We start from the raw sequence: 26,893 nt of genomic DNA, 5'->3' as shown, positions 1-26,893 counted from the left end.
GGGAGGCCTCCCATGTCCCGCGTGGCCGAGCACCTCGTGGCGCTGCCGTACCGGCGTTTTTGCGGACGCTCGGTGCAGGGCTACCGCATAGGAAGGCTGACGGGCATCGGCGGCTCGGGCGCCGTGTTCGACGCCGTCGGTCCCGGCGGCGCCCCGGCGGCGCTGAAGCTCCTGCGTCCCCTTCGCCCTGCCTACGACCTCGCCTCCGTGTGGCGCGAGGTGGCGCCGCTCTCCCGCGTTGACCATCCAGCCGTGCCGGCGTGGCGCGGCATCGTGCGGGCAGGATGCGCCTACTTCATCGTGCTTGAGCGCATGCCGGGCGACTCGCTCGCCACCTGGCTGTTCGAACGACACCATGCGTTCGGAGCCGTAGAAGTCGCGGGCATGGGCGCGCAACTGGCCGACGCGCTCATCGCCCTCCACGAGGCCGGCGCGGCTCACGGCGACCTGCGCCCGGCAAACATCCTGTACGATGGAGAGCGGGTCTCGCTCGTCGACTTCGGTCTTAGCCGGCTCGTGGAGGAAGGCGCGGAGGCGTTCGCTGCCGCCTGCGCCGCGGACATCGCCGGTTTCGCCGATTTTGTGCTGTACCTGCGGTACTCGTCGTTCGACTCCTCGCGTCAGGGAGGCTCCTGGCGTGACGAGCTGCCGCTTGCTCCTGATCAGCGGTGCTTTCTCGAGGAGGCGTTCGCCGGTGCGGATGCACCGGGCACCGCCCTTTCCGCCTGCGAGGCCCGCGCCCGCTTTCTCGGCGCAATCGCGTCCCGGTGTTTCACGTGAAACACCGGGACGGCTTTCCCGAGTAGACGAACGAGAAGCGCCGCATCAACGTTTAGCGGTGTTGGCACGTGAGGCGTATCGCGCGCGGGGCTTTTGTACTAGAATACCGGCATGCGCACTTCGAAGCAGAGCATACGGCAGGCTATCACCACCCCGCTGATCGGGTTCGGCGTCGTGTTGCTGGCGCTCGCGTGCTTCCTGCTGCTGCTATGGACGCTCATCATCGTGGTGAGGGTTGTGCTGGGATGACGACGGACAACCAGGCTGCACCGTGCGCCGGCCTTCGGAGGGGATAGGCCATGTGGCAGCGGTTCTCCCTCTACGACATACGTGTCATCGGGCACTATCTGGGCGTGCTCGTCCTGTTCTCCACCATTGCGCTGCTCGTGCCGCTGGCCACGGCCATCGCGTGCGGCGAGTGGGAACCGGCCTCGCACTACCTGCTGACCATCGGCATCTCGCTAATCCTGGGCTCGGGCCTGCGCTTCCTGCGCATTGAGCCCGGTCGGCTCGGCCGCCAGCAGGCGCTGGCCGTGACCGGCTTCGCGTGGATCGTACTTGCGTTTGTGGCGAGCATACCGCTGTACCTCTCCGGCCATTTTGCCAGCTACCTCGACGCGTTGTTCGACGGCGTGTCGGGTATCACCACCACGGGCGCCAGCATCATCCTCGATCTCGACCATCTTTCGAATGCCGACAACATGTGGCGTTTCATGATGCACCTTTTAGGAGGATTCGGCCTGATCGTGGTGGCGCTGTCGTTCGGGTTGTTCGGCAAGCGCTCGGGTGCGAGCCTGTACTCGTCGGAGGGGCGCAGCGAGCACGTCGTGCCCAACGTGGTGCAAACGTCGCAGTTCATCGCCAAGATCGGCATGGGGTTCATCATTGTTGCCACGGCTATACTCTCCCTTATGTGCCTGTTCGTCGGTATGGAACCGCTGCGCGCCGTCCTGCAATCGCTCTGGCTGTCCATATCCGGCTTCACGACAAGCGGCTTCGCTCCTATGAGCCAGAGCATCATGTACTACCACTCGTTCCCCATCGAGGTGGTGCTCATGATGCTCATGCTGCTGGGCTCCGTCAACTTCGTGCTGCACTCCGAGATATGGAAAGGCCACGTGGCCGTGTTCTTCCGAGATCTGGAGATACGCACCATGGTACTGTGGCTTGCCGTGATGACGTGCGTGTTCGCGGCCTCGCTGTCCGCCAGCCTGAACTTCTCCGACCTACCGGCCATGCTGAGGCGCGGCGGGTTCATGGTCATCTCGGCATTCTCCACCACCGGCTTTCAGAACATCACCACGAACCAGCTCACCGGCGCGCTGTCGTCGGGCGCGTTCCTCGTGGTGGCCCTGCTCATGGCCGTGGGCGGCAGCGGAGGGTCCACGTCGGGCGGCGTGAAGTTCAGCCGCGTGGGCATCATAGCGAAATCCATCGTGGCCACCATCAAGGAGGCGCTCGCGCCTGACTCCGCGCGTGTGGTGGTGTCGTACAACCACGTGGGCCGTCGCATGGTGACGCCCGAGGTGGTGAAGGAGGCCATGACGGTGTTCACGCTGTACGTGCTCACCTACGTCATCGGCGCGCTCGTGGGCATCTCGCACGGGTACGAGGCCACGCAGGCCATTTTCGAGTCGGTGGCCATGGCATCGAACGGCGGCGTGTCTTCGGGGCTGGCCGCGCCTGGCATGCCGGCCACGCTGGAGGTGTTCTATATCGTGCAGATGTGGGCCGGCCGTCTGGAGTTCGTGACGCTGCTCGCGCTGATCGTGGAGATATTCGTGTCGTTCAAGCCGCGCCGGCGCGCGCCGCAGATACGGACAGGCGAGGTGCTGTGATGCGGGCGACCGACCAGGCAAGGGAGCGCGCCTGCGGGGCGCGGAGCGCCGAAGGCGAGGGGGCTTGCGGTTGCCGTGCGCCTCACGGCCGTGAGGCAGGTTTCTTCTACGGTGAAGCCCTTGGGTGGCTGCGCCGCGCCCTTGCCGCGCTCGTGCTGGCTGGGGCGCTGACGACGACGCTCGTGCCAGGCTCGGCGTTCGCGGACGACGACGAGAACCTGGTGAACCCCCAGCAGCGTCCCGACAGCTCGTTCATCTACGACACCTCCATCGCGGCGCTCGGCAACGCCGATGCATACTACGACAACCAGACCGTGCAGGTGGTGGGCGAGGCCATCGGGGACAGCATCCGCGAGGGCTTTGACAACCGCCACCGGTGGATCACGCTCGCCGCCAACGAGAAGGACTCCACCGCAACGGTGTCGGTGCTGATGACCGTCGAGCAGGCGGCGAAGATAGACACGTTTGGCAAGTACGGCACCACCGGCACGAAGCTGCAGGTGCGCGGTACGTTCCACCTGGTTTGCACCGAGCACGAGGGACTCACCGATCTGCACGCCGACATCGTGACCGTGGTGGATAAGGGCAAGCACCATGAAGACGAGTTCGACGTGAATGCGTTCGTTCCCGGCGCCATTGCCACAGCGTTGGGGCTCGCGCTCATGGGCGTGTTCTACTATCTGCGCGAACGGCAGCGCTAGGGCAAGGAGGGTACGTTTGCAGAAGGGCCAGGTTGTCAAGCTGGATCGCGGGTATCCGCTCGTGCGGACGGACGGGGGGCGGCTCGTGCGCTGCGAGCACGCCATGGCGCTTGTGAAGGGCGAGCAGGTGCGCGCCGTCATCGGCGACTGGGTGGAGGTGACGGTCCCCGCGGGCCACGACAAGGGCATCATCGAGGCCATCCTGCCTCGTACGCGCGCGTTCGTGCGCAAGGACCCCACGGAGCGGGCGCTGCCCCAGGTGCTGGCTGCGAACTTCGACCGCGTGTTCGTGGCGCAGCCGCTCTCCGATATGAATTTCAAGCGGCTCGAACGCGAGCTCGTGCTGGCCTACGAGACGGGCGCCGCCGTGACCGTGGTGCTCACAAAGGCCGACCTCGCCGAAAGCGAGGATGCCGTGCGCACCGTGCGCGACCACGTGCGCGAGCTGGCAGGGCCCGCTGCGGAGACGGTGGTGGTGTCGGCGGCGGAGCCGGCAAGCGTGGAGGCCGTGCGTGCCCTCGTGCCTTCCGGCACGACGGCCGTCTTCATCGGCAAGAGCGGCGTGGGGAAGTCGAGCCTGGTGAACCTGCTGGTTGGTCATGAGGTGCAGGAGACGGCCGAAGTGCGCGAGGGCGACGGCAAAGGCCGCCATACCACGGTGAGCCGCGAGATGATCCCCGTGCCGGGCGGCGGCTTCGTGGTGGACATGCCCGGCGTGAGGGGCTTGGGCCTCTGGGATGCCGATGCGGGCATCGAGGCCGCGTTCGCCGACGTCGAGCAGCTGGCCGAGCAGTGCCGCTTCCGCGACTGCCGCCATCAGGACGAGCCCGGCTGCGCCGTGCGCGCCGCCGTTGACTCGGGCGAGCTAAGCGAGGCCCGCTTCGCCTCCTACCAGGGCCTGCGCCAGGAGACGGCTCAGGTGAAGGAGCGCCGCGAGGAAGCCCGACGCCTGCGCGGCGAGAAAGCCTCCACCAGCGGCAAGCGCCGCCCACCCAAATCCCGCAAGGGAAAGAGGGGCTAGCGCCCGTTGCCGCCTCTGCGAAAGACCCTCCTATATTTTTCTCGGGGCAGCCTGTTCGTCAAAGAAGATCGTGCGGAATGCTCCGACCAGTTGGGAGCCCAGCTTAGATGAGTGCCCCTCTTTATCATCCAAAAACATCGAAGGTCGATGCGGCTTCGCCCGACCGCGTATGACCTGCGAAAACCCGCACAGCCACGCTTCGCACGCACCCGATCCTCTTTATCGTTCTCAATCATCCTGGATGTCGAAGAGCTTGCGTAACCATGGCAGCGGCTTCTTGATCAAGGTTTCTGCTATACTTCGCTGCGGCGGTTCGGCTGTGCGTTGCGCACGGCGGGGGCGCTCCGCGTTTGCATCGTTGGGCCCTGCACTCGCGGTTTACCCGTTGCCCAAAGCCCGCGGCCGATAGGTCGTGTGGAGACAAGGAGAAACCCATGAACAAGGGAAGATCGTCGTACGTCGCCCAGGCGGGCATGATCGCGGCCGTGTACGCCGCCGCCACGCTCGTCGCGTTGCTGCTTTTGCAGGGGTTGGCATGGGGGCCGGTCCAGTTCCGCATATCGGAGGCGGTGTGCGTGCTGGCCGTGCTCACGCCGGCGGCCGTGCCGGGGCTCACGGTGGGCTGCATCGTGGCGAACCTTATCGCGCTGGCCGTGAACGGAACGGGGGCGCTCGGCTTGCTGGACGTGGTGTTCGGCAGCCTGGCCACGTTCCTGGGCGCGCTGTGGTGTTGGAAGATGCGCGAGCGTCCGAAGCTCGCGCTGCTCGGGCCGGTGATCGCGAACGCGGTGATCGTGCCCGCATACCTGCCGCTCTTGCTGCAGGGCTTGGGCTTCTACACCATCCCGTTCACGAGCATCGCGTTGGACGGCGCCTACGTGCCCATGTACCTGTTCGGCTTGGTAGCCACCGGTATCGGCGAGGCGCTGGTCATGTACGTGCTGGGTTTGCCGCTGCTTTCGGCGCTCAAGCGCTTCCGTGTGGTGAAGCAGCCGGCGAAGGCGTCGTAGGCGTACCTCCCCCGATCGTGCCTCTCCGGGCCGCTTTCGCCCTCGGTGCCCGGATGGGCGTATCGGCGGCGCCGGCGGCCGCTCCACAGGCGGCGCGCCTTTCCGAGCATGCACTGGCCGGGATGGTGCGTTCGCGTCCCCCTTCGCAAATTCGGTGTAATCAAAAGGGTGCAGGGCCAAAGCGCGGGCCGCGCGGTACAATAGATCAGTTTTGAGGGCGGTCGAAGGGGACCGTCGGCTCGCCGATTTCAAAGGAAGCGCATGAACCCGGTTATCGTCATACCGACCTTCGTCTCTGCCCGTCGCCGCAAGGAAGGCGGCGGCGTTTTGACCACCTACGACCACGCCACGCCCATCTCGGCCCCGGGCGAGCTGCCGCGCCTGCTGCACTCGCTGCAAAAGGTGCGCGGCATCGGTCAGATCGTGGTGCTGGTGGTGAGCGAGCCGTCCATCGAGAACCAGGCGGCCGAGAAGGTGCAGACGCAGGTATCGCAGTACCCTTCTCTCAACGTGGCCGTGGTGGGAGCGCCCGAGCTCGCGCTCATCCAGCAGCGCATGGAGCAGCTGGGCCTGGGCAAGCTTCAGAAGGAGATCGGCCTGTCCGGCTACGGCGCCATCCGCAACCTGGGTCTCGTGGTGGCGAACACGCTCGGCTTCGACTCGGTGGTCTTCCTGGACGACGACGAGGTGGTGGACGACGCCGATTTCCTGCAGAAAGCCATGTACGGCCTGGGCAAGCTCACGAAGAAGGGCATCCCCATCCTGGCCAAGACGGGCTTCTACTTCAACTCCGAGGGCACGTACCTCTCGAAGAGCCAGGACAAGTGGTACAACCACTTCTGGCAGCAGGGCAAGGCGTTCAACAAGATGATGACGAAGGCCATGCGCGGCCCGCGCCTGTCGCGCTCGAACCACGTGTGCGGCGGCTGCCTGGCGCTGCACAAAGAGGCATTCAAGCGCCTGTCGTTCGACCCGTGGATCGCGCGCGGCGAGGATCTGGATTACATGCTGGACCTGCGCATGTACGGATCGGACATCTGGCTGGACAACCAGTGGAGCCTGCGCCACCTGCCGCCCGAGACCGAGAGCGAGGGCACGCGCTTCCGCCAGGATATCTTCCGCTGGCTCTACGAGTTCCGCAAGATGGAGTACAGCCGCACGCAGATCGACCTCTTGCAGGTGAAGCCCTCCTCGCTCGAGCCGTATCCGGGGCCGTTCCTGGAGCCGGGCATCACGCGACGCATCCGCCTGACGGCGTTTTTGCGCAGCCTGGCGCGTCCCGACAAGAAGGCCTATCGCCGCGCCGCGAAGGCTGCGACGGGAGAGGCCACCACGTACGCGCAGCGCAACTGCTCGAAGTACTTCGAGTTCCAGTTCGTCTGGCCCGAGCTCATGGCGCGCATGGAGAACGACCAGATCCTGCGCACGGCGCTCATCCAGTCGGCCGCGCAACGACAGCTGGGTGTGGACTCCCCGCGCCAAGCGGCGGCAGTGGCTGCTCAGGCGGCCGGCATCGACCCCGGCGTGACGAGCGAGATCCGCCTCAACATCGCCGAGTAGCGCTCGAGCTGCCGGAAGCGCGGCGGGTGCCGGACCATCGCCGGTCGGGCAACTGCCAGAGCGGCTTGCTGCAAGCCGAGCGCGTGCGGCGACCTGCCTGCGCGTAGGTTCAGCAAGCTGCCGCATCCTCCGGGGCCGCCCGTCGGCGACGCGGCGGCAACGCTGGGCAACGCAAGCCTGACGCTTGCGGAATTGACGCGCCTTTGACGTGCGTGCAGCGCCGTTTCCGTTAAACTGGGTCGCGGACATATCGTTGATCGGGGAAGGGACTGGCAGGCGCGCCCATGGACATCTTCACTTCGCTCGTGATACCCGCCCTTGTGGGCATCGGAATCGGTATTCTCTCGGGCATGCTGGGAATCGGCGGCGGCACGGTTCTCGTGCCGATATTCCGCCTGGCGTTCGGCATGAGCCCCATCATGTCCACGGCCACGTCGCTTTTCACCATCATCCCCACCTCCGTTTCGGGAGCCGTGTCGCACGTGCGGCATAAGACGTGCGTGCCGTCCCTCGGCCTGGCGGCCGGTCTGGGCGGTGCCTGCACCTCGCCCATCGGCGTGTGGCTTGCCACCATATCCCCGGCCTGGATGGTCATGCTGGCGGCCGCGCTCATCATCGGCTACTCGGCGGTGAACATGCTGCGTAAGGCGTGGAAGATGAAGCCCGCCCGCCCCGTGGCGCCCGCGCAGGCGGAGCCTGCGGGCGAGACCCCCGTGGAGGCCGCCGTGGAGCAGGCGGGCGACGCCGCGGCGAACGACGACGTGGAGCCGGATGTGTCGGCCGGCGCGTCGGAGATCGCTGCGGACACGGGCAAGTCGTTCCCCAAGCTCTCGCGCAAGCAGCTGGCCATCGGCGCCGCCATCGGCCTGGGCGCCGGCCTGGCGTCCGGGTACGTGGGCGTGGGAGGCGGGTTCATCATGGTGCCGCTCATGCTGTCGCTCGTGGGCATCTCCATGAAGCAGGCGTCGGGCACGTCGCTTATCGCCGTCATGCTGCTGGCCATTCCGGGCACCATCGAGCAGGGGCTGCTCGGCAATATCGACTATATGGCCGGCATCGCGGTGGCTGTGGGCTCCATCCCCGGCGCCGTGGTCGGCGCCCGCCTCGTGCGCCTCGTGCCCGAGCGCACGCTGCGCTTCATTTTCGGCGGCTTCCTCATCGTGGCCGCAGTCGTGCTCGTGCTGAACGAGGTGGGGGTGCTCTGACAAACGGGCGTGCATTGCACGCCGGATGCTGGTAGGATGGTGCCTTCAGACACGACGAGGAGGTTCGCCTTGCAGCAGGTGCAACAGGAAACGACGGAGAAGACCGCCCTGCCCCGTTTCTTCACGCTCGAGATGTTCATGTTCACCGTAGCGGTGCTGTCGGGCCTCGTGCTCATCTGGTCGTCCGTGTCGCCGTACCGCAGCATCGCCGTGCTCATCGTGGCAGGCATCGTGTTCACCCTCTCGCTCGTCATCGTCATCCGGCTGCTCATGGATCCCGATTCCGTGCGCGCGCGCCAGTCCGATGCCATGCTGCGCCTGGCCAGCCAGACGCTCGACTGTATGAAGGAGGGGATGACCAGCGAAGCTGCACAGCGCATCTGCCAGCTGCTGCTGCCCTCGACGGCGGCCATTGCCGTGGCAGTGACCGACAAGGACCATATCCTGGGCTACGCCGGCTACGAGGAGGCCGACAACCCCTCCGGCAGCGTTATCCGCACGCACGCAACCCATGCCACGCTCTCCGATGGGCGCGGTCGTATCTTGTTCACACCGGAGGAGATCGGCTTCCCGTCCGGCTCGTCCACCATCCAGGCCGCCATCATCGTCCCGTTGGTGGTGGGCCGCACGGTGGAGGGCACGCTGAAGTTCTATTACCGCCGAGCTCGTCATATCTCCGAGACGCAGAAGTCCATCGCCGAGGGTTTCGGCCAGCTTTTGTCCACCCAGATGGCGGCTTCGGCGTTGGAGGAGCAGACGAAGCTGGCCACCAGCATGGAGCTGAAGGCGCTGCAGAGCCAGATCAACCCGCATTTCCTGTTCAACACCATCAACACCATCGCCTCGCTCATCCGCACGAACCCCGAGAAGGCGCGCATCCTGTTGCGCGAGTTCGCCGTGTTCTACCGCCGCACGTTGGAAGACTCCACCGACCTCATCTTGTTCGCGCGCGAGATAGAGCAGACGAAACGCTACTTTACGTTCGAGATCGCGCGTTTCGGCGAGGACCGGGTAGCCATGGAAGTGGACATCGAGCCGGACGTCGACGACATGATGGTGCCGCCCTTCCTCATCCAGCCGCTCGTGGAGAACGCCGTGCGCCATGCCATGCCGTCGGAAGGCAAGCTCACCATCAGCGTGACGGGCCAGGTGAAAGGCGACGACGTTATCGTGTGCGTGGCGGACGACGGCGTGGGCATGACCGAGGAAGCGCGCCTGAACATCCTGCACCCCGAATCGTCCACCGGATGCGGCATCGCCGTGAAGAACGTCCATGACCGCATCTGCGGCTACTTCGGCTCCGACACCCACATGGAAGTGGAGAGCGAGCTGGGCGTGGGAACGAAGGTCACGCTCGTGCTGATAGGCGGCGCAAAGCGCGAGTACTGATGCGCGGCGGCGGACGGGCAGGGGCATCCCCCTTTCCCCTTTGGCGATCGCAAGCAAAGATGCGCACCGAAATCTCGTTTTCATGGCAGGATTCTCAACCTTCGTCGACGAGGGGCGGCCGCAAGATCCGCCCGGTTCTGCCATCGCAGTCCAAATTCCTTTCCAGCACCGTGCCATCCTGCTCCACCGTCGCAACGAACGGTTGGGGGGAGTGGGATCGTTCGTTGTTTGTCCCCTTGTCGGCATTTTTCTATAGTGAAAACGTCGAACGACGTTCCTCGCATCTACGCGAGGGGGAAAGGGGACTGCCATGTGCTTCAGACCACCTGATACGACCTCGGGACCGCTAATCTGCCCGGCCTGCGGGAAGAAGATCGTGTCGCCTAACTTCCGACCGGTGACCTGCCCGTTCTGTAAGGAGCCGCTGCCGCCGGCCGACGAGCCTGCGGCGCCTGCCATGCCGGGGCAGAAGATGCCTGCCATGCCGGGCGCGCCCACGGCGCCCAAGCCTTCGGGGCCGCCCTCCGCTCCCCAAACGTAACCGCACGTCGGATGCGCAGAAGCGGCTCTCCCGGCCAACGGGCGTTAACTTGACGCCGCTTCTCAGGAAATTGCCGGTGCGACGACCCTCGGGTAGACTGGGAAGGCTATCCGGGGCCGTCGCGTCTGAGCGCTGCACACATACGTTTCAGGGGAAGACGAGAAGGTGTGGTCGCAATGCATATCGAGTACCTGTACTATTTCAAGGATTTCTCGCGCACGCTATCGATCTCCAAGACGGCCGCCCACTACTTCATGACGCCGCAAGGGCTGAGCCGGGCCTTGCACCAGTTGGAGAAAGACTTCGGCGTCACGCTCATGACCTACCAGAACAACCTGATATCGCTCACGCCTGCCGGCGAGGAGCTCAGCCGCCGCATCGACGCCATCGTGGAGCTGTACGACGAGGCGAAGGGATCGCTCACCGAGTACAAGCTGGCCGACATGGCGCCGTCGAAGGGCCTCGTGCGCATCACGGTGACATCCTGCGTGTCCCAGTACCTCATCTCGCTGCTGAACCTGCAGCGGCCGGGCCAGTTCCCGTTCGAGGTGAAGCTCAACGAGTCGAACCTCTACCGCATTGTGCCGCATATCCTGTCGCGCGACCAGGAGGAGTCGTTCGGCATCATATCGCTGCCCATGACGGAGAAGTACCGCAGCTACGTGGACGAGCTCGTGGAGGACGGAGGCATGGTGTACGAGCCGCTGTTCACGTCGCCGCTCGTGGCGATGGTGTCGTCGTTCTCGCCGTTGGCCCGGCGCGACGCGGTACGACCGCGCGACGTGGACCCTTACCCGGTGGCACGCTACAAGGACACCGTGCTGGGCGATGCGCTCGACGACTACATCCTCGAGGACAACGTGAAGACGGTCACGAACGCAGGAGCCATCATCTTCGTGCAGATCATGGAGCATCAGGCCGTTGGCTTCGCACCGAAGCTGGTCGAGGGCCTGCGCACGCTGCCGGACCGCGTGGTGACCAAGCCCACCGAGGGCTTCTTCAGCACGGAGTTCGGGCTGCTCTCCACGCCGGAGAACCGTTCCCGGGAACACGTGGACGCCGTGATCCGCTACATAAGGAAGACGGTTGCCGAGAAGAACCTGCAGCCGCGTTACCTGGACACCTACGAGCTGGTGTAGCGCGGAAGGGTTGCGCCGAAAGCCCGAAACGCAGGTTCGCCATGGAGGCTGTCCCGTAGGGCAAGGGAAGAGCCTCTGCCCTTGCCACAGCCTGCTGGGCGACCTCTGTTGAGCGGCAAGGGCAGAGCTCCTGCCCTACGGATAGACTTTGCAGGAAATCCTGCCAGAGACCTCGTTTACCGAGGTCATAGCGTTTTATGCTCCGGTACAAGCACCCTGCCAATTCGTTTAACCGTTGCAACGAGCCATTGATCGACCGCCGCCGGGCCGCCGCGTATCTTGGGTGGCACAAGGTTTGACGCGGATTGAGCGGGGAAGGGGGAAGGCGCGCATCCGCTCCGATTCGGCCGCACCGCCAGCGCGGTGAGGCAAAGGGGAGATCCAATTCTTTAAGGAGGTTGATCGTATGGCAGATGCCGTCGCCGCCGGAGGGTCCGCACCGCCCGCGGCCAAGGGGAGCGAGCATGGCGGGCAGGACGGGCGCGTTTCGGTCGCCGATCGCATGAACCGCATTCCGACCTCGCCGCATACGGCGCTTATCATCTTCTTCGTGCTCATGGGCTGGTTCGCCGAGACCATCGACTTGGGCGGTACCAGCTTCCTGATGCCGACCATCCGCGAATACTTCGGCATGGACGCCACGACGGGCGGGTACTACTCGTCCATCTGCTTCCTGGGCATGTTCTTCGGCGCCATCGCCGCCGGCCGCATCGCCGACAAGGTGGGCCGCAAGAAGACCATCGTTGCCTCGATGCTCATCTGGGGCGTTGCTGGGTTCGCGCTCGTGTTCTCGCCCAATGTCTACTACCTGTTCGCCATGCGCTTCGTGCTGGGCCTGGGCTTGGGAGCGCAGTTCCCGGTGGCCTTGAGCTACCTGAGCGAGATCGTGTCGGGCAAGGACCGTCCTAAGTTCATGACGCTCTACCAGCTCATGACGCCGGTCGGGTTCGCCGTGGCGGGCGTGCTCACCGTGCTCATCCTGCCGCACTTCGACTGGCGCGGCGTGTACCTGGCCGAGGCGCTGCCGGCGTTCTTCGTCATCGGCATCATCAAGATCTGCCCCGAGTCGCCTCTGTGGCTGGAGGCGAAGGGACGCTATGAGGAGGCCGATGCCATCTGCGCGAAGTTCGAGCAGGAGGCCATCGCGCGGCACAAGGAGCTGCCGCCCGTCGAGGTCGTCGTGCGCTCCGATGCGAAAATGTCGTTCAAGGACCTGTTCAAGTCAAAGTACCTGAAGGTCACTGTGCTGTGCTTCTTCGTGTGGTTCATCTCCATGTTCAGCGACTACGGCCTGACCACGTGGCTCACCACCATCCTCATCGAGAAGGGCTTCGACGTGGTGCAATCCACCGGGTTCGTGACCATCGGCATATTGGGCGGGATCCCGGCATGGTTCTTCGCCAGCTGGTCGGCCAAGAAGTTCGGACGTAAGAAGACGTTCCTCATCGCAGGCTTGTGCACGTCAATCTTCGGCATCGCCTACGGCGCGTCCACCACGCTCGTCATGCTCATCGTCACGGGCATTCTCTACCAGTTCGGCAAGTACCTGAACGCCATGATGATGGCGCTCTACACGCCCGAGCTGTACGAGACGGCCATCCGCACCACGGGCAACGGCCTGGCAACCTCGTGGGGGCGCATGGGCTCCATCGTCGGTCCCATCGTGCTTGCCGGCGTCATGACCAGCTTCGGGGTGTACGTGACCATGTACATCGCCGCCGCCATGGTCATCATTCCCGGCCTGCTCGTGTTCCTGTTCGGGCCCGAGACGAAGGACAAGAAGTTCTAGCTCGCTTGTCCGGGAAAGCGGACGAGCGTGAAGAGACAAGAGAAACGATACGGAGGTAATCATGGAGAAGAAAGTCAGGACCGTCTGTTTCGACTGCCATTCCAAGTGCGGCGTCATCCTCACGGTCAACGACAACGACGAGATCTTGCGCGTGGAGGGCGATAAGAACAATCCGGTGAACGACGGCATCCTGTGCGTCAAGGCGTTCTCGGCCCAGGAGATCCACGCGCATCCCGACCGCCTCAAGTACCCCCTGAAGCGCGCCGGCAAGCGCGGCGAGGGCAAGTGGGAGCGCATCACGTGGGACGAGGCGCTCGACATCATCGAGAAGAAGATCCGCGAGACCATCGAGGAGTACGGCCCACAGTCGGTCATTATCTCGCAGGGCACGGGCCGCGGCTCGAACCACTTCCTGGACCGCCTGAACAACACGTGGAACGGCGGCGGCAAGGTGTGGCCCACGCACGTGTGCCTGCTGCCGAACCTGGCCCAGACGCACGTGACCTACGGGCGCATGTTCCATCCGCACGAGGCGTGCGACTACCGCAACGCCGGCTCCATCGTCATGTGGGGCACGAACCCCATCCGTTCGCGCCAGTACAGCGGCCTGCGCATCATGGACGCGAAGCGCAACGGCTCGCGCGTCGTGGTGGTGGACCCCGTGTTCCGCGACATCGCCGCGAAAGCCGACCTGTGGGTGCCCGTGCGACCCGGCACCGACGGTGCGCTGGCGCTGGGACTGACGAACCTCATGTTCCAGAGCGGCAAGTTCCTGGCCGCCGAGGAGATGCTCACCACGTGGACGAACGCCCCGTTCCTCGTGGACAACGAGGCCCGCATGATGATGCGCGAGGCCGACCTGGTGGAAGGCGGATCCGACGAGCACTACGTGGTGTGGGACAAGACCGCCGGCGCCCCGGCCATCTGGCGTCCCGAGACCGAGGACTTCGACCGCGCCGACGTGAAGCCCTCGCTCATGGGCGCCTTCGAGGTCACGCTCAAGGACGGCAGCACGAAGACCTGCAAGACCGGCCTCGAGACGTACAAGGACGAAGTGGCCGCTTGGACGCCCGAGAAGGTGTCGGCCGTCACGTGGGCACCGGTGGAGAAGATCTTGGAGATGTTCGACATCATCACGAATCCCACCGACGACAAGCCATCGCTGCTCACCGCCTACCTGGGCGCCTGCATGATGACGTCGAACGCTCTGCAGTCCGGCCGCGCCATCACCATCCTGCAGCTGCTGCTGAACCCGCCGCTGGACGACAAGGGCGGCATCTACTTCAACACGTTCTGGGAGTTCATGCTCGATCCTAAGATCACGGCCTACGACCGCGTGCCTCCGAAGCTGCGCCTGGGTTATGACAAGCATCCCATGTACACCCAAGTGTACGGCAACGCCAACATCCCGAACGACGTGTGGGACGCCATGCTCACCGGCGAGCCTTGGCCCGTGAAGGTCATGATCTCGGTGGCGAACGACCCGCTGGGCTGCTTCGAGAACGCCACGAAGATCCACGAGGCGCTCATGTCCGACGTGCTGGAGCTCAACGTGAACATGGACTACTTCATGACGCCGGGCGCCGAGCTGGCCGATATCGTGCTGCCGGCCGCGCACTGGTCCGAGCGCGTGGGCAACTTCGACGAGGAGCTGTATCCCGAGCCGTGCCCGTTCAATATCCCGCAGAAGGCCGTGAAGGCCCCCGGCGAGGCGTGGGACGACTGGGACTTCATGCGCAATCTGGGCAAGCGCTTCGACCCGGAGCTGTGGCCGTGGGAGAGCTCCGAGGAGATGCAGCTGTGGCGCCTGAACGAGTTCCACCTGATCCCCAACGGCAAGGAGCCTATCACCGACTACGAGGTGGCGGCGAAGCAGGGATACTTCATCGAGTACGGCGGCGAGAGCCGCACGACGCGGCAGCATGAGAAGGGCCTCGTGAAGTTCCAGACGCCCACGATGCGCATCGAGGTGTACTCCGAGCAGATGCCATCCTACGGCTACGACTCGCCGCTGCCCAGCTACCACGAGCCGTTCGAGAGCCCGTACTCCACGCCCGAGCTGTACAAAGAATACGACCTGTGCCTGACCACGGGCGCGCGCGACTACGCCTTCTACCACTCCGCGTGGACGAACATCGCCCACCAGCGCATCCTGGAGCCGTGGCCCTACATCGAGCTTAACGAGGAGGATGCCCGCGAGCGTCAGATCTCCGAGGGAGAATGGCTGTGGGTGGAGAGCCTGCGCGGCAAGATCAAGGCGAAGGCCCGCATCTCCAAGGGCGTCATCAAGGGTGCGGTGAGCATGTGTCGCCCGAACTACAAGCACGCCTGCAAGGAGCTGAACCTGCCCGGCTTCGACTGGGACCAGGCCAACCCGAACGTGCTGACCACGGCGGAAGGCTCCGACCCCGGTTTCGGCGCCGCCCCCATGCGCAGCAGCCTGTGCAAGGTCAGCAAGTTCAGCGAATAGCCTGACTTCATGAGAAAACCGACGATAACGAAGGGAAGAAACCATGGCTAAGAAAATCGGCGTGCTCGTCGAGCTCGACTACTGCGTGGGCTGCTCCGCTTGCCAGCTCGCGTGCCAGGACTACTACCAGCTGCCCGTGACGGAGACGTACATGCGCTGTTTCCTGGGCAAGCCCGACGTGGTGGACGGACGTCACGAGATGTTCATGTCGCCGTACGCCTACCGCTTGGACAAGTGCGCGAACTGCCTCGAGAAGGAAGAGGGCAACGCACCGTGCGCGGCCATCTGCATCTCGAAGGCGCTGCACGTGGGCGAGCTCGAGGAGATGAAGCAGCTGGCCGACCAGACCGACGGGCATTTGGCGCTGTACCGGTAGCGCCATGCTCTCGGCGGTGGCCGACCGCATCCCCCCGCGGGCGGCCACCGTTGCTTTCGTTGCCGGCACGGCGTTGCTGTCGTGCCGGCAACCGTTCGTTCTCGGAGGATGCCAAGGAGATGGTTGATTATGACGTTCGCGTGCACCGATTGCTCGCGTTGCGGCAAGTGCTACGACAAGCATGGCGTGTGCGCCGCATGCGGCGGTGCGATCAACCTGCTTGATGACGCGTGCCCGGCTTGTGGAGAGCCCATCACCGACGTCATGCGCGAGCGTGCCAAGCAGGCGTACCTGGACCAGAAGAAAGCGGAGCACGCGCGCATCTTGGAATTGGCGGCTGCCGCGAAGGCACGGCGGGAGGAGCGCCCCGCACCGGTGTACCCGTGGGACGAGCCGGCGCAGCCGTAGCGTGCGGCGCCCGACGAGGGGAGGGAGGCGGACATGCTGCACGCCGGCGTGGACATAGGCTCGAAGACCGTGAAGCTCGTCGTGCTCGATGACGACAGGGAGCTGCTCTACGACTCGTACGAGCGCCATCTGTCGAACGTGAGGGAGACGCTTGGCTACACGCTTGCGCGGGCGCGGATGCGCTTCCCGGACGAGCGGATGACGATAGGCGTCACGGGGTCGGCAGGCATGCAGTTCGCCGACCTGCTGGACCTGCCGTTCGCCCAGGAGGTCGTCGCCGCGCGCACGGCCGTCGAGCGGCGCATCCCTCAGGTGGATGTGGCTATCGAGATAGGCGGGGAGGACTCGAAGATCCTGTTCCTCACCGGCGGGGAGGAACTGCGCATGAACAGCACCTGCGCAGGAGGCACCGGCGGCTTCATCGACACCATCGCCGGCATGCTGGACATGAACGCGGAGGCGTTGAACTACTGCGCGCACGGCTGTCGCACCGTCCACGCCATCGCCTCGCGCTGCGCCGTGTTCGCGCAGATGGACGTTCGCCCCCTGCTGAACGAGGGTGTGCCGAAGGAGGACATCGCGGGATCCGTGTTCGATGCCGTGGCGGCCCAGTGCATCGCCGGCCTGGCTTGCGGGCGGCCCATTTCCGGAACCGTGGCCCTGCTGGGAGGGCCCCTGCACTTCCTTTCGGCTCTGCGCGAACGGTTCAGGCTGCGCCTGGGGCTGGACGACGCGCACCTGGAAGTGCCGCCCGACGGCCACCTCTTCGTGTCCGAGGGCGCTGCGTTCGAGGCGTGGGACAGCGTGCCGTATGGGCTCGGGGAGCTCATCGGGAGGCTGGAGTCCGTACCCTGGGACCGGGGCGCCACGCTGGAGCGCCTGCCCGCGCTGTTCGCCACGGATGCCGAGCACGATGCGTTCGCGCGGCGCCATGCCGCCCTCGCGGCGCCGCGGGCCGACTTGAGCAGCGCCGAGGGGCGCGTGTTCTTGGGGATAGACTCGGGTTCCGAGGCTATCAAGTACGTGCTGGTGGACGAGCAGGGCTGCGTGCTGCGAACGTACTACGAGCGCTCGGCCGGCAGCGTGGTGGAGGCGGCCCAGGCGATGCTCGTAGACCTGTGGAAGCACCTGCCGCTGCGCCACGACGGCACGCTGGCGGTGGAGGTGGCGCACGCATGCGTGACGGGCTACGGCGAGGAGCTGCTGAAGCGGGCGTTTGCCCTCGACTCGGGCGAGGTGGAGACGGTGGCGCACGTGCGCGCGGCGCGCGAGCTGGTGCCCGACGCCGACTTCATCCTGGATATCGGCGGGCAGGACATCAAGTGCGTGTGGCTGCGCGACGGCGCGGTGGACGACATCGTGCTGAACGAGGCCTGTTCGAGCGGATGCGGTGCGTTGCTCAGCGGCATGGCGTGGTCCATGAACGTGCGCCTCGACCGTTTCCTCGAGGTGGCGGTACATGCGCAGCGCCCCGTCGACCTGGGCACGCGCTGCACCGTGTTCATGACGTCACGGGTGAGGCATGCCCAGAAGGAGGGTGCCGAGCTGGGCGATATCGCGGCTGGGCTGGCGTATTCCGTCGTGCGCAACGCCGTGTACAAGGTTATCAGGGCGCGCGACGCCGCCTCGCTCGGCAGGCGCGTGGTCGTGCAGGGCGGCACGTTCATGAACGATGCCGTGCTGAGGGCGTTCGAGAGCCTGTACGGCGCCGAGGTGGCGCGGCCGGCCCTCGCCGCGCACATGGGCGCGTACGGCGCAGCGCTCATCGCACGCGACCGGGCCGCGTTAGGCGGGCGTTCCGGCCTGCTGTCGCGCGCGAAGGTGGAGCGCCTGGCAAGCAGCAAGCGCACGGAGGTGTGCGGCCGGTGCGGCAACGCCTGCCGCCTGACGGTGACGTCGTTCGACGACGGCGACGCGGTGCGCACGTTCACGGTGGGTAACCGCTGCGAGCGCGGGCTGGGGGACGGTGCCGAGGACAACGGGCTGCCAGACCTGTTCGCGTACCGGTACAAGCGGCTGTTCGCTTACCGGGCGCTGCCGGAGGACGCTGCGCCACGCGGCGTTATCGGGCTGCCGCGCGCGCTGGGCATGTACGACCTCTACCCGTTCTGGCACACGCTGCTCACGCGCCTTGGCTTCCGGGTGGTGCCGTCGCGCCTGCCGGCCGCGGCCCTGCGCGGCCGTGCGCTCGAGACTATCCCCTCCGAGTCGCTGTGCTACCCGGCGAAGCTCATGCACGCGCACCTCGTGGACCTGGCCGAGCGCGGCGTGCCGGCGGCGTTCCTGCCGTACGTGCGCGCCGAGGGGCCGGAAGGCCGGTCGTGCCCGGTGCTCGCCGGCTATCCCTTCGTGCTGGACGCGAACGTGGGCTTCGTGCACGAGCGGGGCATGCAGCTGGTGTTGCCGCAGGTGGAAGCCGTTCTCGGCGATGACGGCCCCGATGGCCGGCTCGCGGCGGCGCTGCAGGAGGCGCTGGAGCCGGTGGCGTGCGGCCTGGGCTTGGGAGAGGTGGAGCGCGCGGCCCGCGCGGCGGCGTGCGAGCAGGCGCGGTTCCGCGCCGATATGGTGTCCGCCGGAAGGGCGGCGCTTGCCCTCATGGCCGAGCGCGGCGTGCCGGGCGTCGTGTTGGCGGGGCGGCCGTACCACGGCGACCCGGCGGCGAACCATGCGATTCCGGGGTTGCTGCGCTCCTACGGGTTCGCCGTGCTGACCGAGGACGCGCTGCCGGCAGGGGCTTGCAGCGGAGGGGCAGGCAAGGGGGAAAGTGGCCCTGCGAAGGGCGGTCGGCAAGGCGAGGCGGTTGGCGGAGACGCGGCGCCCGTGAGGGCGGGCAGCGCGGATGACGGGGGCACGAGCCGCTGGGAGCACCCAGCGCGCATCTTGCGCGCTGCGCGGTTTGCCGCCGGGAGGGATGACCTGGAGTTCGTGGTGCTTTACTCGTTCGGGTGCGGTCTGGATGCCGTGACCGTCGACCAGGCGCGCGCCGTGCTGAAGAAGCGGGGGCGGTCGCTCACCGCGCTCAAGATAGACGAGATGGTGGACCTTGCCGCCACGCGCATCCGCGTGCGGTCGATGGTCGCGGCGCGCGAGGAACGGCTGGGAAGGGGAGATGCGCGATGATCGTCGTGCCGTTCTTCTCGGCGTGGCACGCGCCGTTGGTGGAGGCCGCCCTCTCGGCCGGCGGCGAGGAGTGCCGCGTGCTTGCGGCCGGCGGCGAGGAGGTGGTGCGCGCCGGTTTGAAAACGGTCAACAACGACGCCTGCTATGCGGCCCTCCTTGCCGCCGGCCGCACGGTTGGGTTCCTGCACGAGGGCGCCGCAGCCGGCGCAGCCCTTACGGGGTGTGGTGCCTGCCTGCCGAAACAACGCATGCAGGCACAGCCGGCGGCCGTGCGCCCAAGAGTTGATTTGACGCACGGCGAAGCTGCGCAGCCCATGGCCGAGAAGCCTCTCGACCCTCTTGCCGACCCGGTCGCCGGGCCGCTGCGCGTGGCGGTGCCGACGCCCTGCGTGCGCTGCCGCGGTGACGACGCGCCGTACCTTCTGGCGCAGGCGCTCGCAGCGTCCGGCCTCGAAGCGCGTGCGTCGGTGATCAGCGGCACCGACGCACTCGAGGCGCTTGCCGCCGATGCGCGTGCGGCCGCGCGCCTTGCCGATGCTCTGGCGTTCGGGGATGCTCTGCTCCAAGCGCGCTTGCGCGTGCGGCCGTACACGCGTCCTGCCGATGAGCCGGTTTTCGATGCCCTCCTTGCCGCGTCGAGTGCCCGCGCCTGCCGTGCGCTGGCCGCCAACGCGTTCGTCCTCGAAGGAAGCCTGAGCGCATTCGGGGCGGCGCTGGCAGGTTTCGGCTTATCCGAGCGCGACGGCCGGCCCATCGTGGGCGTCGTGGGTGCGGCCCCTGCCGTGTTCGACGAGCGCATGAACGCGGGGCTCGTCGCGTGCATCGAGCGCGAGGGGTGCGAGGCTGCGCTGCCGTACCTGCTGCCCCTGGCCGCCGCCGCGCTGCGCGAGAAGGGCGCCGCGGCACCGTTGCACGCCGCGCTCGACGAGCGGTGCCGCGTGCTGCAGCGCCATGCGGGCGCCTGCCTGCGCTGCCCAACCGTGCAGGATTTGGAACGCGCCGGCACAGAGGTCGTCCCGCGCTTCTTGGTGCAGGGCGCCGGCTGGACTATCGCGGGTTCCGCGCTGCTGTTCGTGCGCGCGGGCGTGCGCGACCTCGTGTACGCCCGCGCGTTCGGCTGCCTGGCAGGCCATGTGGTGGGACAGGGAGCGATAAAGCCCTTGCGCACGTGGTGCGCAGCCGACGGCGTGGACGCGAACATAGCCACGATCGAGGTTGACCCCGGCACGAGCGAGGTCAACCAGGTGAATAGAATCAAGCTGATGACGGCCGTCGCGAAGCGCGCGGCGGCGCGAAGGAGGAGCAACCTATGAACCACCGTATGCGCTATCTTGCCGCCGGCGTGCTGTCGCTGCTGTTTCTCGGCCTTATCTACTCGTGGTCGAACTTCTCCAGCGCGATAGGGCAGGAGTTCGGATGGGATCGCGAGAGCATGCGCCTCGTGTTCACGCTGTCCATCATCACGTTCTGCTTCGGCGGGTTCTTCGGAGCGAAGCTGAACGAGCGCCTGTCGTTCAGGGCCACGCTGCTGGTGGCGGCCGTTCTTCTGGCCGGGGGCTTCGCGGGCACGGCTGCGGCGGTCGATGCGGGCGGCCTCCCGGTGCTGTACGTGGGCTACGGCGTGCTGTGCGGCGCGGGCTGCGGCATCGCCTACAACACCGTTATCGCCACGGTGAACGCGTGGTTCCCCGACCGCGTGGGCTTCTCGTCGGGCGCCCTCATGATGGGCTTCGGAATAGGCGGCCTGGTGTTGGGTACGGCGGCGGCCGCCTGCATAGAGGTGGCGGGATGGAGGGCGGTGTTCGTCGGCCTGGCCGTGCTCATCGCGCTCGTGCTGGTTGCGACGACGCTCGTAGTCCGGCCGCGGCCCCAGGATCGGGGCGCAGCTGCCGCGGACGGGGTTCGCGGCGGGGAGACCGTGCCGGTTCGGCTTGCTTCCGACTTGGTTCCCGCGCCCGACGCGGGAGCACCTGCGCCTTCCCGCCGCGCCTCCGCCGCGGCTGCGCCGCGCAGCGAAGCGCCTTCCATGGCGCGTTCGCCGCTGTTCTGGGTGTACTGCCTATGGGCGACGTGCGCCATCTGCGCGGGGCTCATGATCATCGGCGACGCGAAGTCGTCCGCCCTGGCCGTGGGGCTGGAGGCGGGCTTCGCGACGCTGCTCGTGGGGTTGGTCTCAACGACGAACGGCGCGGCCCGCATCGTCATCGGCATGCTGTACGATAGGAAGGGCCTCGTGGCGGTCATGGCTGCGGCGTCTCTCGCCGCGCTGGCAGGTGCGACGGCCCTTGCCGGCTCGTTCGCTCCCGGGATGCGCGTGCCCGGCCTGTTCGTGGCGGGCGCGCTGCTCGTCGGCTTCTCATACGGTTGCGTGCCCGTCATCGCCTCGGCGTTCGCCCGCAGCCTGTTCGGCGAGCAGAAGTACGCCGGAAACCTGGCGCTCGCCAACTTCAACATGGCAAGCGCCGCCGTGCTGAGCTCGCTCGCCGCCGGCTTTGCCCGCGGAGCCGGCGGTGCCGAGAACGGCGACTTCGCCGTATACGCCGCTGTGGTGGCCATCGTGGTGCTGGCGCTGCTCGGTTTCGCGGCGTTCGTGCGGCTGTTGCACCGCCGGGCGCGGACCGACGGTCGGAGCTAGGGTAGGCGGCTATGGAAGGTGGAAGGGACGCAGGCGCGAAGCCGCGCATCGGGCAGGAAGGTCGCCGTGCGCTGGTGCAGGCCGCGTTCTGCTACGCCATCTGGGGCGTCGTTCCGGTTTACTGGAAGCTGTTCTCGGCGGTTCCGCCGCTTCAGGCGCTGGCCACGCGCATGGTGTGGTCGTGCGCGTTCTCGGTGGTGCTTTGCCTGGCGATGCGCGTGCGCTTCCTGCCGCTGCTGCACGACCGCCGTGCATGGGCGACGTTCGGCGCTTCGAGCGTGCTCATCGCCGCCAACTGGGGCGTCTACATCTGGGCGTCCACGAGCGGCCATCTGCTGGAGACGAGCCTCGGGTTCTTCCTCAGCCCTCTCACGAGCATCGTGCTGGGGGTCGTGTGCTTCCGCGAGCGCCTGACGCGTGTGCAGAAGGCTGCCACGATGCTGGCTGCCTGCGGGGCGTTGCTGTTCGCGGCAACGCACGGCGGATCGGTTTGGATAGCGCTCGTGCTTGCCGCGACGTTCAGCGCATACGGCGCCGTGAAGAAACGCGGCGGCTACGATGCGCTGCCCGGCATGGCCGTCGAATCACTGTTCGCGGCCGTCCTCGGCGCGGGCCTGTTCGCCGTCGGCTGGGCCGATCCCGGTTTCTGGGAGCTTGCGCATACGGCTCCCGATGCCCTGGCACTCACGTCGCCCGCGGGAATCGCCTTATTGGCGGTGGGAACCGGGGTGGTTACGGCGGGCCCGCTGGCGCTGTACTCGGCCGCCGCGAATCGGGCGCCGCTGTCGCTCTTGGGCCTGCTGCAATATCTCAGCCCCACGCTCGTCATGCTGCTTGCCGTGACGTGCTTCGGCGAGCTTCCCGACGCTTGGCAGCTTGCGAGCTTCCTCCTCATATGGGTTGGCTTGGCCGCTGTTGCCTGCGAGACCGTGCGCGGACGGGAGGCGCGCTCCCGTTCGCGCCGGCGGGGGCTCTAGCGCGGGGCGATCGAGGGCGCTCGTGCAGGGCACGTGCTTCGCGCGGCCTGCGGCGCATGGCCGCCAGGTTGCTGAAATAGGGCGCTGGCTCGTTGCCGATGGCTGTTGCTGCCGTGCGCCTTGCGAAAGCCGCCAGCTGGTTCGGTCCCTATCATTCGGCCGAGGGGCACCGTATAATGGGCGGCTGTGGAAAAACTAGACGGCATAGCGCATCGCATTCCGACAGGCGTTTACAAGCTCCTGTTGGTTGTGGCCACCGTCATCTGGGGTTTGAGCTTCGTGGTCATGAAAGATGCCGTGGATGTTCTGCAGCCGGCCTACCTCATAGGGTTTCGTTTCCTGGCCACGGGCGCGATCCTGGCCGTGCTGTTCTTCCGCCGTCTGCGCGCGGCACTCTCGGGCGAGAGAGCTCTCGACTACCTGGTTAAGGGGACGATTCTCGGCGTGGTGTGCTATCTGGCGTTCTGGGTGCAGACCATCGGGCTCGACCATACCACGCCGGGCAAGAACGCCTTCCTCACGGCCACGTACTGCGTCATCGTGCCGTTCGCCTGGTGGGCCATCGCCCGCAAGCGGCCGACGGCGTTCAACCTCGTGGCAGCCGTCATGGCCGTGGCCGGCATAGGGCTCGTGTCGCTCGCGGGCTCGCTTTCCGAGCTGACCATGGGCTTCGGCGACGCCATGACGCTCGTGTCGGCGCTGCTGTTCGCCGTGCATATCGTGTACGTGTCGAAGTTCTCCGAGAAGAGCGACGTGCTCGTGCTCACCCTGCTGCAGTTCGCGGTGGGCGGCGTGTGCGGCGTGGCATACGGGGCCTGCTTCGAGACGCTGCCCCCGGCCGAGTCCCTCACGCCGGCCTTCTGGATGAACATGGCCTACCTTGTGGTCTTCGCGTCCTGCGTGGCCTTCGTCATCCAGAACGTGGCTCTGGCGCACGTGCCGCCTGCGCAGGCCTCGCTGTTCCTGAGCCTGGAGAGCGTGTTCGGCGTGCTGTTCAGCGTGCTGCTGTATGGGGAAGAGATAGGGCTTCGCCTGGTGGGCGGCTTCGCCCTCATCTTCGTTGCTATAGTGGTGAGCGAAACGTTCCCGCTGAAAAGCAAGGCGGGCGACGACGCCCCCGCCTTGGCCCTGGAAACCCCCGGCGGCCCGGTGGTGTCGCCGGAGCCGTTGGGCGTGCTGGGCGCCCGAGACGCCGACGGCAGGGCAGCTGTCGAATCGACGCAAGAGGAGGCATCATGGAGCAAGAACGGAACAACATAGTGCTGATCGGCATGCCGAGTGCGGGCAAGTCGACGCTGGGCATCGTGCTGGCGAAGATACTGAACTACCAGTTCGTCGACGCTGACCTCGTCATCCAGAACCAGTGCGACAAAACGCTGCAGAAGCTCATCGACGCGTGCGGCCCGGAGGGCTTCATCCAGGTGGAGAACGAGATCCTGCGCGACATAGAGGCGGAGAACTCGATCATTGCCACGGGTGGATCGGCCGTGTACTCCGACGAGGCCATGAAGCACCTCGCCGAGATCGGCCGCGTGGTGTACCTGCAGATATCCTACGAGGAGCTGGTGAGCCGCCTGCACGATTTGCAGGAGCGCGGCGTGGTGCTGAAGGGCGGCATCGGCATGAGTCTGCGCGAGCTCTACGACGAGCGCAAGCCGCTCTACGAGCAGTACGCCGAGATCACCGTGAACATCGACGACCTGTCCATTACCGCGGCGGCCCGCAAAGTGGCCGACGCGCTGCGCTAGGACGCTGCCGTGGAGACCATCGAGACGGCACCGGTCAAGCCGTCCATCACGATCGACGACCTGGACAAGCTGGACATCCGCGTAGGGCGCATCGTGCGGGTGGACGACGTGGAGGGTTCCAAGAAGCTCATCAAGATGACGGTGAGCTTCGGTGGGTTCACGCGCACGATCCTCTCCGGTATGAAGGAGGAGCGCGCAGATTGCAAGGCCGAGCTGGAGGGCCGCCAAGCGTTGTTCGTGGTGAACATGGCGCCCCGCAAGATGGCCGGCGAGGTGTCCGAGGGAATGATCTACGACATCGGCTACGAGGACGGCATCCTTCCTGCCCTCGCCGTCCCCGAGTGCGAGGTCCCTGACGGCGCACGCCTGGGGTAAGGCAGAAACAGCTCCCCGCTGCCTTTTCGAGGAAAGACCCCGTGTTTCGCATGAAACACGGGGTCTTTCTGCGTGGGATCCCAAGACAAGACGCCCCTGCAAGGACCGCCGGCGCCACAGGTTGATGTGGGAAAAGAGCACAATGCATTAAAAACGATGTCATGCGCTCTGGGCCGTCTTATGGAGAAAATAATAAGTTAACTTATTATTTTCTTTCCTCGACACTGAATCGGGATAAACTGGAGGGGACGTACATCAGGTATCACGGAAGCGCGAAAGAGGCAGTGCATGGCGAACGAGGTTGAAGCGGTGGGCGGCGCCGGGGCGGCGAAAGGGACGGACCGGTTGGGGACGGAGCGGATCGGCAGGCTGTTGCTGGAGTTCTCCATCCCAGCCATTATCAGCATGGTGTTCAACTCGCTTTACAACGTGGTGGACACCGCCTTCCTCGGCCAGGCGTTCCCCGACGGCACGGGCGTGGCCGTTACCACGCTGGCGCTGCCGGTCATGACCATCCTCATGGGCTTCTCCATGGTCGCCGGCCAGGGCGGCAACGCGCTCGCGGCCATCCAGCTGGGCGAGGGCCGCAAGGCGCAGGTGGAGAAGACGCTGGGGAACTCGGCTGTGCTGTTGTTCGGGCTGGCCGTGCTGGTGGCGGTGGCAGCGGTCACGGCCATCGACCCCATCCTCGCGCTTATCGGCACGAGCAACGAGCTGTGGGAGCCTACCAAGACGTTCGTGCAGATCATCTGCGTGGGTTTCGCCTTCCAGTCGCTCGGCATGGGCCTGAACAACTTCCTGCGCACGGCAGGCAAGCCGAACCTGGCGCTGGGCACCATGGTGTTCGGCACCGTGATGTGCATCGTGCTGAACTACCTGTTCGTGCTCGTGCTCGGCTGGGGCGTTGCGGGCAGCGCCGGCGCCACCGTGCTAGGGCAGGCGTGCGGCATGGTGCCGGTGGTGTGGTACTTCACGATGTGCAAGGGCGCGCCGTTCCGCCTGCGCCTGTCGTGTTGCCGCCCCGATGCGCGTCTCATGGGGCGCATCCTCACGCTGGGTCTGGCGTCGTTCGTCATGCAGGTGGCCTCCACGGTGGTGAGCGTGGTGTTGAACCAGGTCATCGGCATTTACGGCGCGCAGGATCCCATCGGCGTGACGGGCGCGCTTGCGGCCATCGGCGTGGCGCAGAAGGCCACGTTGTTCGCCATCACGCCGCTCATCGGCCTGATCATGGGAGCGCAGCCCATCATCGGGTACAACTACGGGGCCCGCTCGTGGCAGCGCGTGCTCGACGCGCTCAAGTGGGCGTCGGTTGCGGGCGTGGCCATCGGGACGTTCTTCCTCGTGCTCTCGCACGCGATACCGGTGCAGATCGTGGCGCTGTTCGGCGTGACGGGCGACCTGGAGTCGTTCGCGGTCACGGCGCTGCAGATCTACACGCTGCTGTATCCGCTGGTCGGGTTCCAGATCGTGGGGTCGAGCTACTTCCAGTCCAGTGGCCAGCCGCTCAAGGCCGCCATCCTGGAGATGACGCGCCAGGTGATCTTCCTCATCCCGCTGTATCTGCTGTTGCCTCCGGTGCTGACGTCCGTGTTCGGGCTCACGGGGCTGCAGGGCGTGGTGGTGAGCGCGCCTGTTTCAGACGGCCTGGCCACGCTCATGACGACGGTGTTCGTGGTCCGCGAGGTGCGCAAGCTGCGCGGCCTGCGCGAAGCCTCGGGTGGCGCAGCGCGTCCCGCCGTTGCGGCGGGCGAGCTGGGCGAGGCTGCCGCGCAACAGGCGTAGCGGGCGCCGGGCGAAGGGAGGGGATG

Annotated in this window: 22 protein-coding genes; all 22 read left to right on the top strand. The window is 66.3% G+C overall.

Going from position 1 to position 26,893, the window contains the following annotated elements:
- The first annotated feature begins 12 nt into the window (after positions 1 to 12).
- The 22 genes from LB310_RS03320 (at position 13) to LB310_RS03215 (ending at position 26,867) form a co-directional block, all read left to right on the top strand.
- Complete coding sequence (locus tag LB310_RS03320; protein ID WP_301154492.1) at positions 13 to 780, top strand: protein kinase; 768 nt, start codon at positions 13 to 15, stop codon at positions 778 to 780.
- Positions 781 to 891: 111 nt separating this feature from the next.
- Positions 892 to 1,029 carry a hypothetical protein gene (locus tag LB310_RS03315; protein WP_167380492.1) on the top strand — a complete coding sequence of 46 codons (138 nt, stop codon included), beginning with the start codon at positions 892 to 894 and terminating at the stop codon, positions 1,027 to 1,029.
- 50 nt (positions 1,030 to 1,079) lie between these two features.
- Positions 1,080 to 2,618 (top strand): TrkH family potassium uptake protein, encoded by a 1,539-nt coding sequence (locus LB310_RS03310; protein ID WP_301154490.1) that lies wholly within the window; start codon positions 1,080 to 1,082, stop codon positions 2,616 to 2,618.
- Positions 2,618 to 3,319, top strand: coding sequence for a hydrolase (locus LB310_RS03305; protein WP_301154489.1), 702 nt, complete (start codon positions 2,618 to 2,620; stop codon positions 3,317 to 3,319). Before LB310_RS03310 ends, LB310_RS03305 begins: the two co-directional genes overlap by 1 nt.
- 16 nt (positions 3,320 to 3,335) lie before the next feature.
- Positions 3,336 to 4,340 carry a ribosome small subunit-dependent GTPase A gene (gene rsgA / locus LB310_RS03300; RefSeq protein ID WP_301154488.1) on the top strand — a complete coding sequence of 335 codons (1,005 nt, stop codon included), beginning with the start codon at positions 3,336 to 3,338 and terminating at the stop codon, positions 4,338 to 4,340.
- Positions 4,341 to 4,774: 434 nt separating this feature from the next.
- Positions 4,775 to 5,350: a QueT transporter family protein gene (locus LB310_RS03295; protein WP_087190714.1), complete on the top strand. Its 576-nt coding sequence runs from the start codon at positions 4,775 to 4,777 to the stop codon at positions 5,348 to 5,350.
- Between the two features lie 261 nt (positions 5,351 to 5,611).
- Positions 5,612 to 6,910: a glycosyltransferase family 2 protein gene (locus LB310_RS03290; RefSeq protein ID WP_087190715.1), complete on the top strand. Its 1,299-nt coding sequence runs from the start codon at positions 5,612 to 5,614 to the stop codon at positions 6,908 to 6,910.
- A gap of 284 nt (positions 6,911 to 7,194) precedes the next feature.
- Positions 7,195 to 8,115, top strand: coding sequence for a sulfite exporter TauE/SafE family protein (locus LB310_RS03285; RefSeq protein ID WP_301154486.1), 921 nt, complete (start codon positions 7,195 to 7,197; stop codon positions 8,113 to 8,115).
- Positions 8,116 to 8,193: 78 nt separating this feature from the next.
- Entirely contained in the window at positions 8,194 to 9,504 is a 1,311-nt protein-coding gene (locus LB310_RS03280) for a histidine kinase (RefSeq protein WP_096228624.1), read from the top strand.
- Positions 9,505 to 10,221: 717 nt separating this feature from the next.
- Positions 10,222 to 11,184, top strand: a complete 963-nt coding sequence (locus LB310_RS03275; protein ID WP_087190717.1) for a LysR family transcriptional regulator — start codon at positions 10,222 to 10,224, stop codon at positions 11,182 to 11,184.
- Positions 11,185 to 11,590: 406 nt separating this feature from the next.
- Positions 11,591 to 12,973, top strand: a complete 1,383-nt coding sequence (locus LB310_RS03270; protein ID WP_157005788.1) for an MFS transporter — start codon at positions 11,591 to 11,593, stop codon at positions 12,971 to 12,973.
- A 61-nt stretch (positions 12,974 to 13,034) separates the two neighbouring features.
- Positions 13,035 to 15,443 carry a molybdopterin-dependent oxidoreductase gene (locus LB310_RS03265; protein ID WP_301154485.1) on the top strand — a complete coding sequence of 803 codons (2,409 nt, stop codon included), beginning with the start codon at positions 13,035 to 13,037 and terminating at the stop codon, positions 15,441 to 15,443.
- A 43-nt stretch (positions 15,444 to 15,486) separates the two neighbouring features.
- Positions 15,487 to 15,819: a hypothetical protein gene (locus LB310_RS03260; protein WP_087190720.1), complete on the top strand. Its 333-nt coding sequence runs from the start codon at positions 15,487 to 15,489 to the stop codon at positions 15,817 to 15,819.
- 129 nt (positions 15,820 to 15,948) lie between these two features.
- Complete coding sequence (locus LB310_RS03255; RefSeq protein ID WP_301154483.1) at positions 15,949 to 16,227, top strand: hypothetical protein; 279 nt, start codon at positions 15,949 to 15,951, stop codon at positions 16,225 to 16,227.
- A gap of 33 nt (positions 16,228 to 16,260) precedes the next feature.
- The gene (locus tag LB310_RS03250; RefSeq protein WP_301154482.1) at positions 16,261 to 19,347 is read left to right on the top strand and encodes a BadF/BadG/BcrA/BcrD ATPase family protein; all 3,087 of its coding nucleotides are present in this window, start codon (positions 16,261 to 16,263) and stop codon (positions 19,345 to 19,347) included.
- On the top strand, positions 19,344 to 20,660 hold the full coding sequence (locus LB310_RS03245; RefSeq protein ID WP_301154479.1) for a hypothetical protein: 1,317 nt from the start codon (positions 19,344 to 19,346) through the stop codon (positions 20,658 to 20,660). The genes LB310_RS03250 and LB310_RS03245 overlap by 4 nt, the downstream gene beginning before the upstream one ends.
- Positions 20,657 to 21,982 (top strand): MFS transporter, encoded by a 1,326-nt coding sequence (locus tag LB310_RS03240; protein ID WP_301154475.1) that lies wholly within the window; start codon positions 20,657 to 20,659, stop codon positions 21,980 to 21,982. Before LB310_RS03245 ends, LB310_RS03240 begins: the two co-directional genes overlap by 4 nt.
- Positions 21,983 to 21,993: 11 nt before the next feature.
- Positions 21,994 to 22,959 (top strand): EamA family transporter RarD, encoded by a 966-nt coding sequence (rarD, locus tag LB310_RS03235; protein ID WP_123673002.1) that lies wholly within the window; start codon positions 21,994 to 21,996, stop codon positions 22,957 to 22,959.
- Positions 22,960 to 23,145: 186 nt separating this feature from the next.
- Complete coding sequence (locus LB310_RS03230; RefSeq protein ID WP_301154472.1) at positions 23,146 to 24,219, top strand: DMT family transporter; 1,074 nt, start codon at positions 23,146 to 23,148, stop codon at positions 24,217 to 24,219.
- Positions 24,195 to 24,707 (top strand): shikimate kinase, encoded by a 513-nt coding sequence (locus tag LB310_RS03225; RefSeq protein WP_015539373.1) that lies wholly within the window; start codon positions 24,195 to 24,197, stop codon positions 24,705 to 24,707. Before LB310_RS03230 ends, LB310_RS03225 begins: the two co-directional genes overlap by 25 nt.
- A gap of 9 nt (positions 24,708 to 24,716) precedes the next feature.
- Positions 24,717 to 25,082: a tRNA-binding protein gene (locus LB310_RS03220; RefSeq protein ID WP_278804827.1), complete on the top strand. Its 366-nt coding sequence runs from the start codon at positions 24,717 to 24,719 to the stop codon at positions 25,080 to 25,082.
- 288 nt (positions 25,083 to 25,370) lie between these two features.
- Positions 25,371 to 26,867 carry an MATE family efflux transporter gene (locus LB310_RS03215; RefSeq protein WP_278804828.1) on the top strand — a complete coding sequence of 499 codons (1,497 nt, stop codon included), beginning with the start codon at positions 25,371 to 25,373 and terminating at the stop codon, positions 26,865 to 26,867.
- The last annotated feature ends 26 nt before the right edge of the window (positions 26,868 to 26,893 follow it).

Source organism: Gordonibacter sp. RACS_AR49 (assembly GCF_030418435.1).
In the GTDB taxonomy this organism is placed as follows: Bacteria; Actinomycetota; Coriobacteriia; order Coriobacteriales; family Eggerthellaceae; genus Gordonibacter; species Gordonibacter urolithinfaciens.
This window is presented reverse-complemented; position numbering and strand designations above follow the sequence as displayed.

What these genes read in the sequence shown, in the direction of transcription:
- LB310_RS03320 (WP_301154492.1), top strand. Translation starts at nt 13, where the DNA reads ATGTCCCGCGTGGCCGAGCACCTCGTGGCGCTGCCGTACCGGCGTTTT.
- LB310_RS03315 (WP_167380492.1), top strand. Translation starts at nt 892, where the DNA reads ATGCGCACTTCGAAGCAGAGCATACGGCAGGCTATCACCACCCCGCTG.
- LB310_RS03310 (WP_301154490.1), top strand. Translation starts at nt 1,080, where the DNA reads ATGTGGCAGCGGTTCTCCCTCTACGACATACGTGTCATCGGGCACTAT.
- LB310_RS03305 (WP_301154489.1), top strand. Translation starts at nt 2,618, where the DNA reads ATGCGGGCGACCGACCAGGCAAGGGAGCGCGCCTGCGGGGCGCGGAGC.
- LB310_RS03295 (WP_087190714.1), top strand. Translation starts at nt 4,775, where the DNA reads ATGAACAAGGGAAGATCGTCGTACGTCGCCCAGGCGGGCATGATCGCG.
- LB310_RS03290 (WP_087190715.1), top strand. Translation starts at nt 5,612, where the DNA reads ATGAACCCGGTTATCGTCATACCGACCTTCGTCTCTGCCCGTCGCCGC.
- LB310_RS03285 (WP_301154486.1), top strand. Translation starts at nt 7,195, where the DNA reads ATGGACATCTTCACTTCGCTCGTGATACCCGCCCTTGTGGGCATCGGA.
- LB310_RS03275 (WP_087190717.1), top strand. Translation starts at nt 10,222, where the DNA reads ATGCATATCGAGTACCTGTACTATTTCAAGGATTTCTCGCGCACGCTA.
- LB310_RS03270 (WP_157005788.1), top strand. Translation starts at nt 11,591, where the DNA reads ATGGCAGATGCCGTCGCCGCCGGAGGGTCCGCACCGCCCGCGGCCAAG.
- LB310_RS03265 (WP_301154485.1), top strand. Translation starts at nt 13,035, where the DNA reads ATGGAGAAGAAAGTCAGGACCGTCTGTTTCGACTGCCATTCCAAGTGC.
- LB310_RS03260 (WP_087190720.1), top strand. Translation starts at nt 15,487, where the DNA reads ATGGCTAAGAAAATCGGCGTGCTCGTCGAGCTCGACTACTGCGTGGGC.
- LB310_RS03255 (WP_301154483.1), top strand. Translation starts at nt 15,949, where the DNA reads ATGACGTTCGCGTGCACCGATTGCTCGCGTTGCGGCAAGTGCTACGAC.
- LB310_RS03250 (WP_301154482.1), top strand. Translation starts at nt 16,261, where the DNA reads ATGCTGCACGCCGGCGTGGACATAGGCTCGAAGACCGTGAAGCTCGTC.
- LB310_RS03245 (WP_301154479.1), top strand. Translation starts at nt 19,344, where the DNA reads ATGATCGTCGTGCCGTTCTTCTCGGCGTGGCACGCGCCGTTGGTGGAG.
- LB310_RS03240 (WP_301154475.1), top strand. Translation starts at nt 20,657, where the DNA reads ATGAACCACCGTATGCGCTATCTTGCCGCCGGCGTGCTGTCGCTGCTG.
- rarD (WP_123673002.1), top strand. Translation starts at nt 21,994, where the DNA reads ATGGAAGGTGGAAGGGACGCAGGCGCGAAGCCGCGCATCGGGCAGGAA.
- LB310_RS03225 (WP_015539373.1), top strand. Translation starts at nt 24,195, where the DNA reads ATGGAGCAAGAACGGAACAACATAGTGCTGATCGGCATGCCGAGTGCG.
- LB310_RS03215 (WP_278804828.1), top strand. Translation starts at nt 25,371, where the DNA reads ATGGCGAACGAGGTTGAAGCGGTGGGCGGCGCCGGGGCGGCGAAAGGG.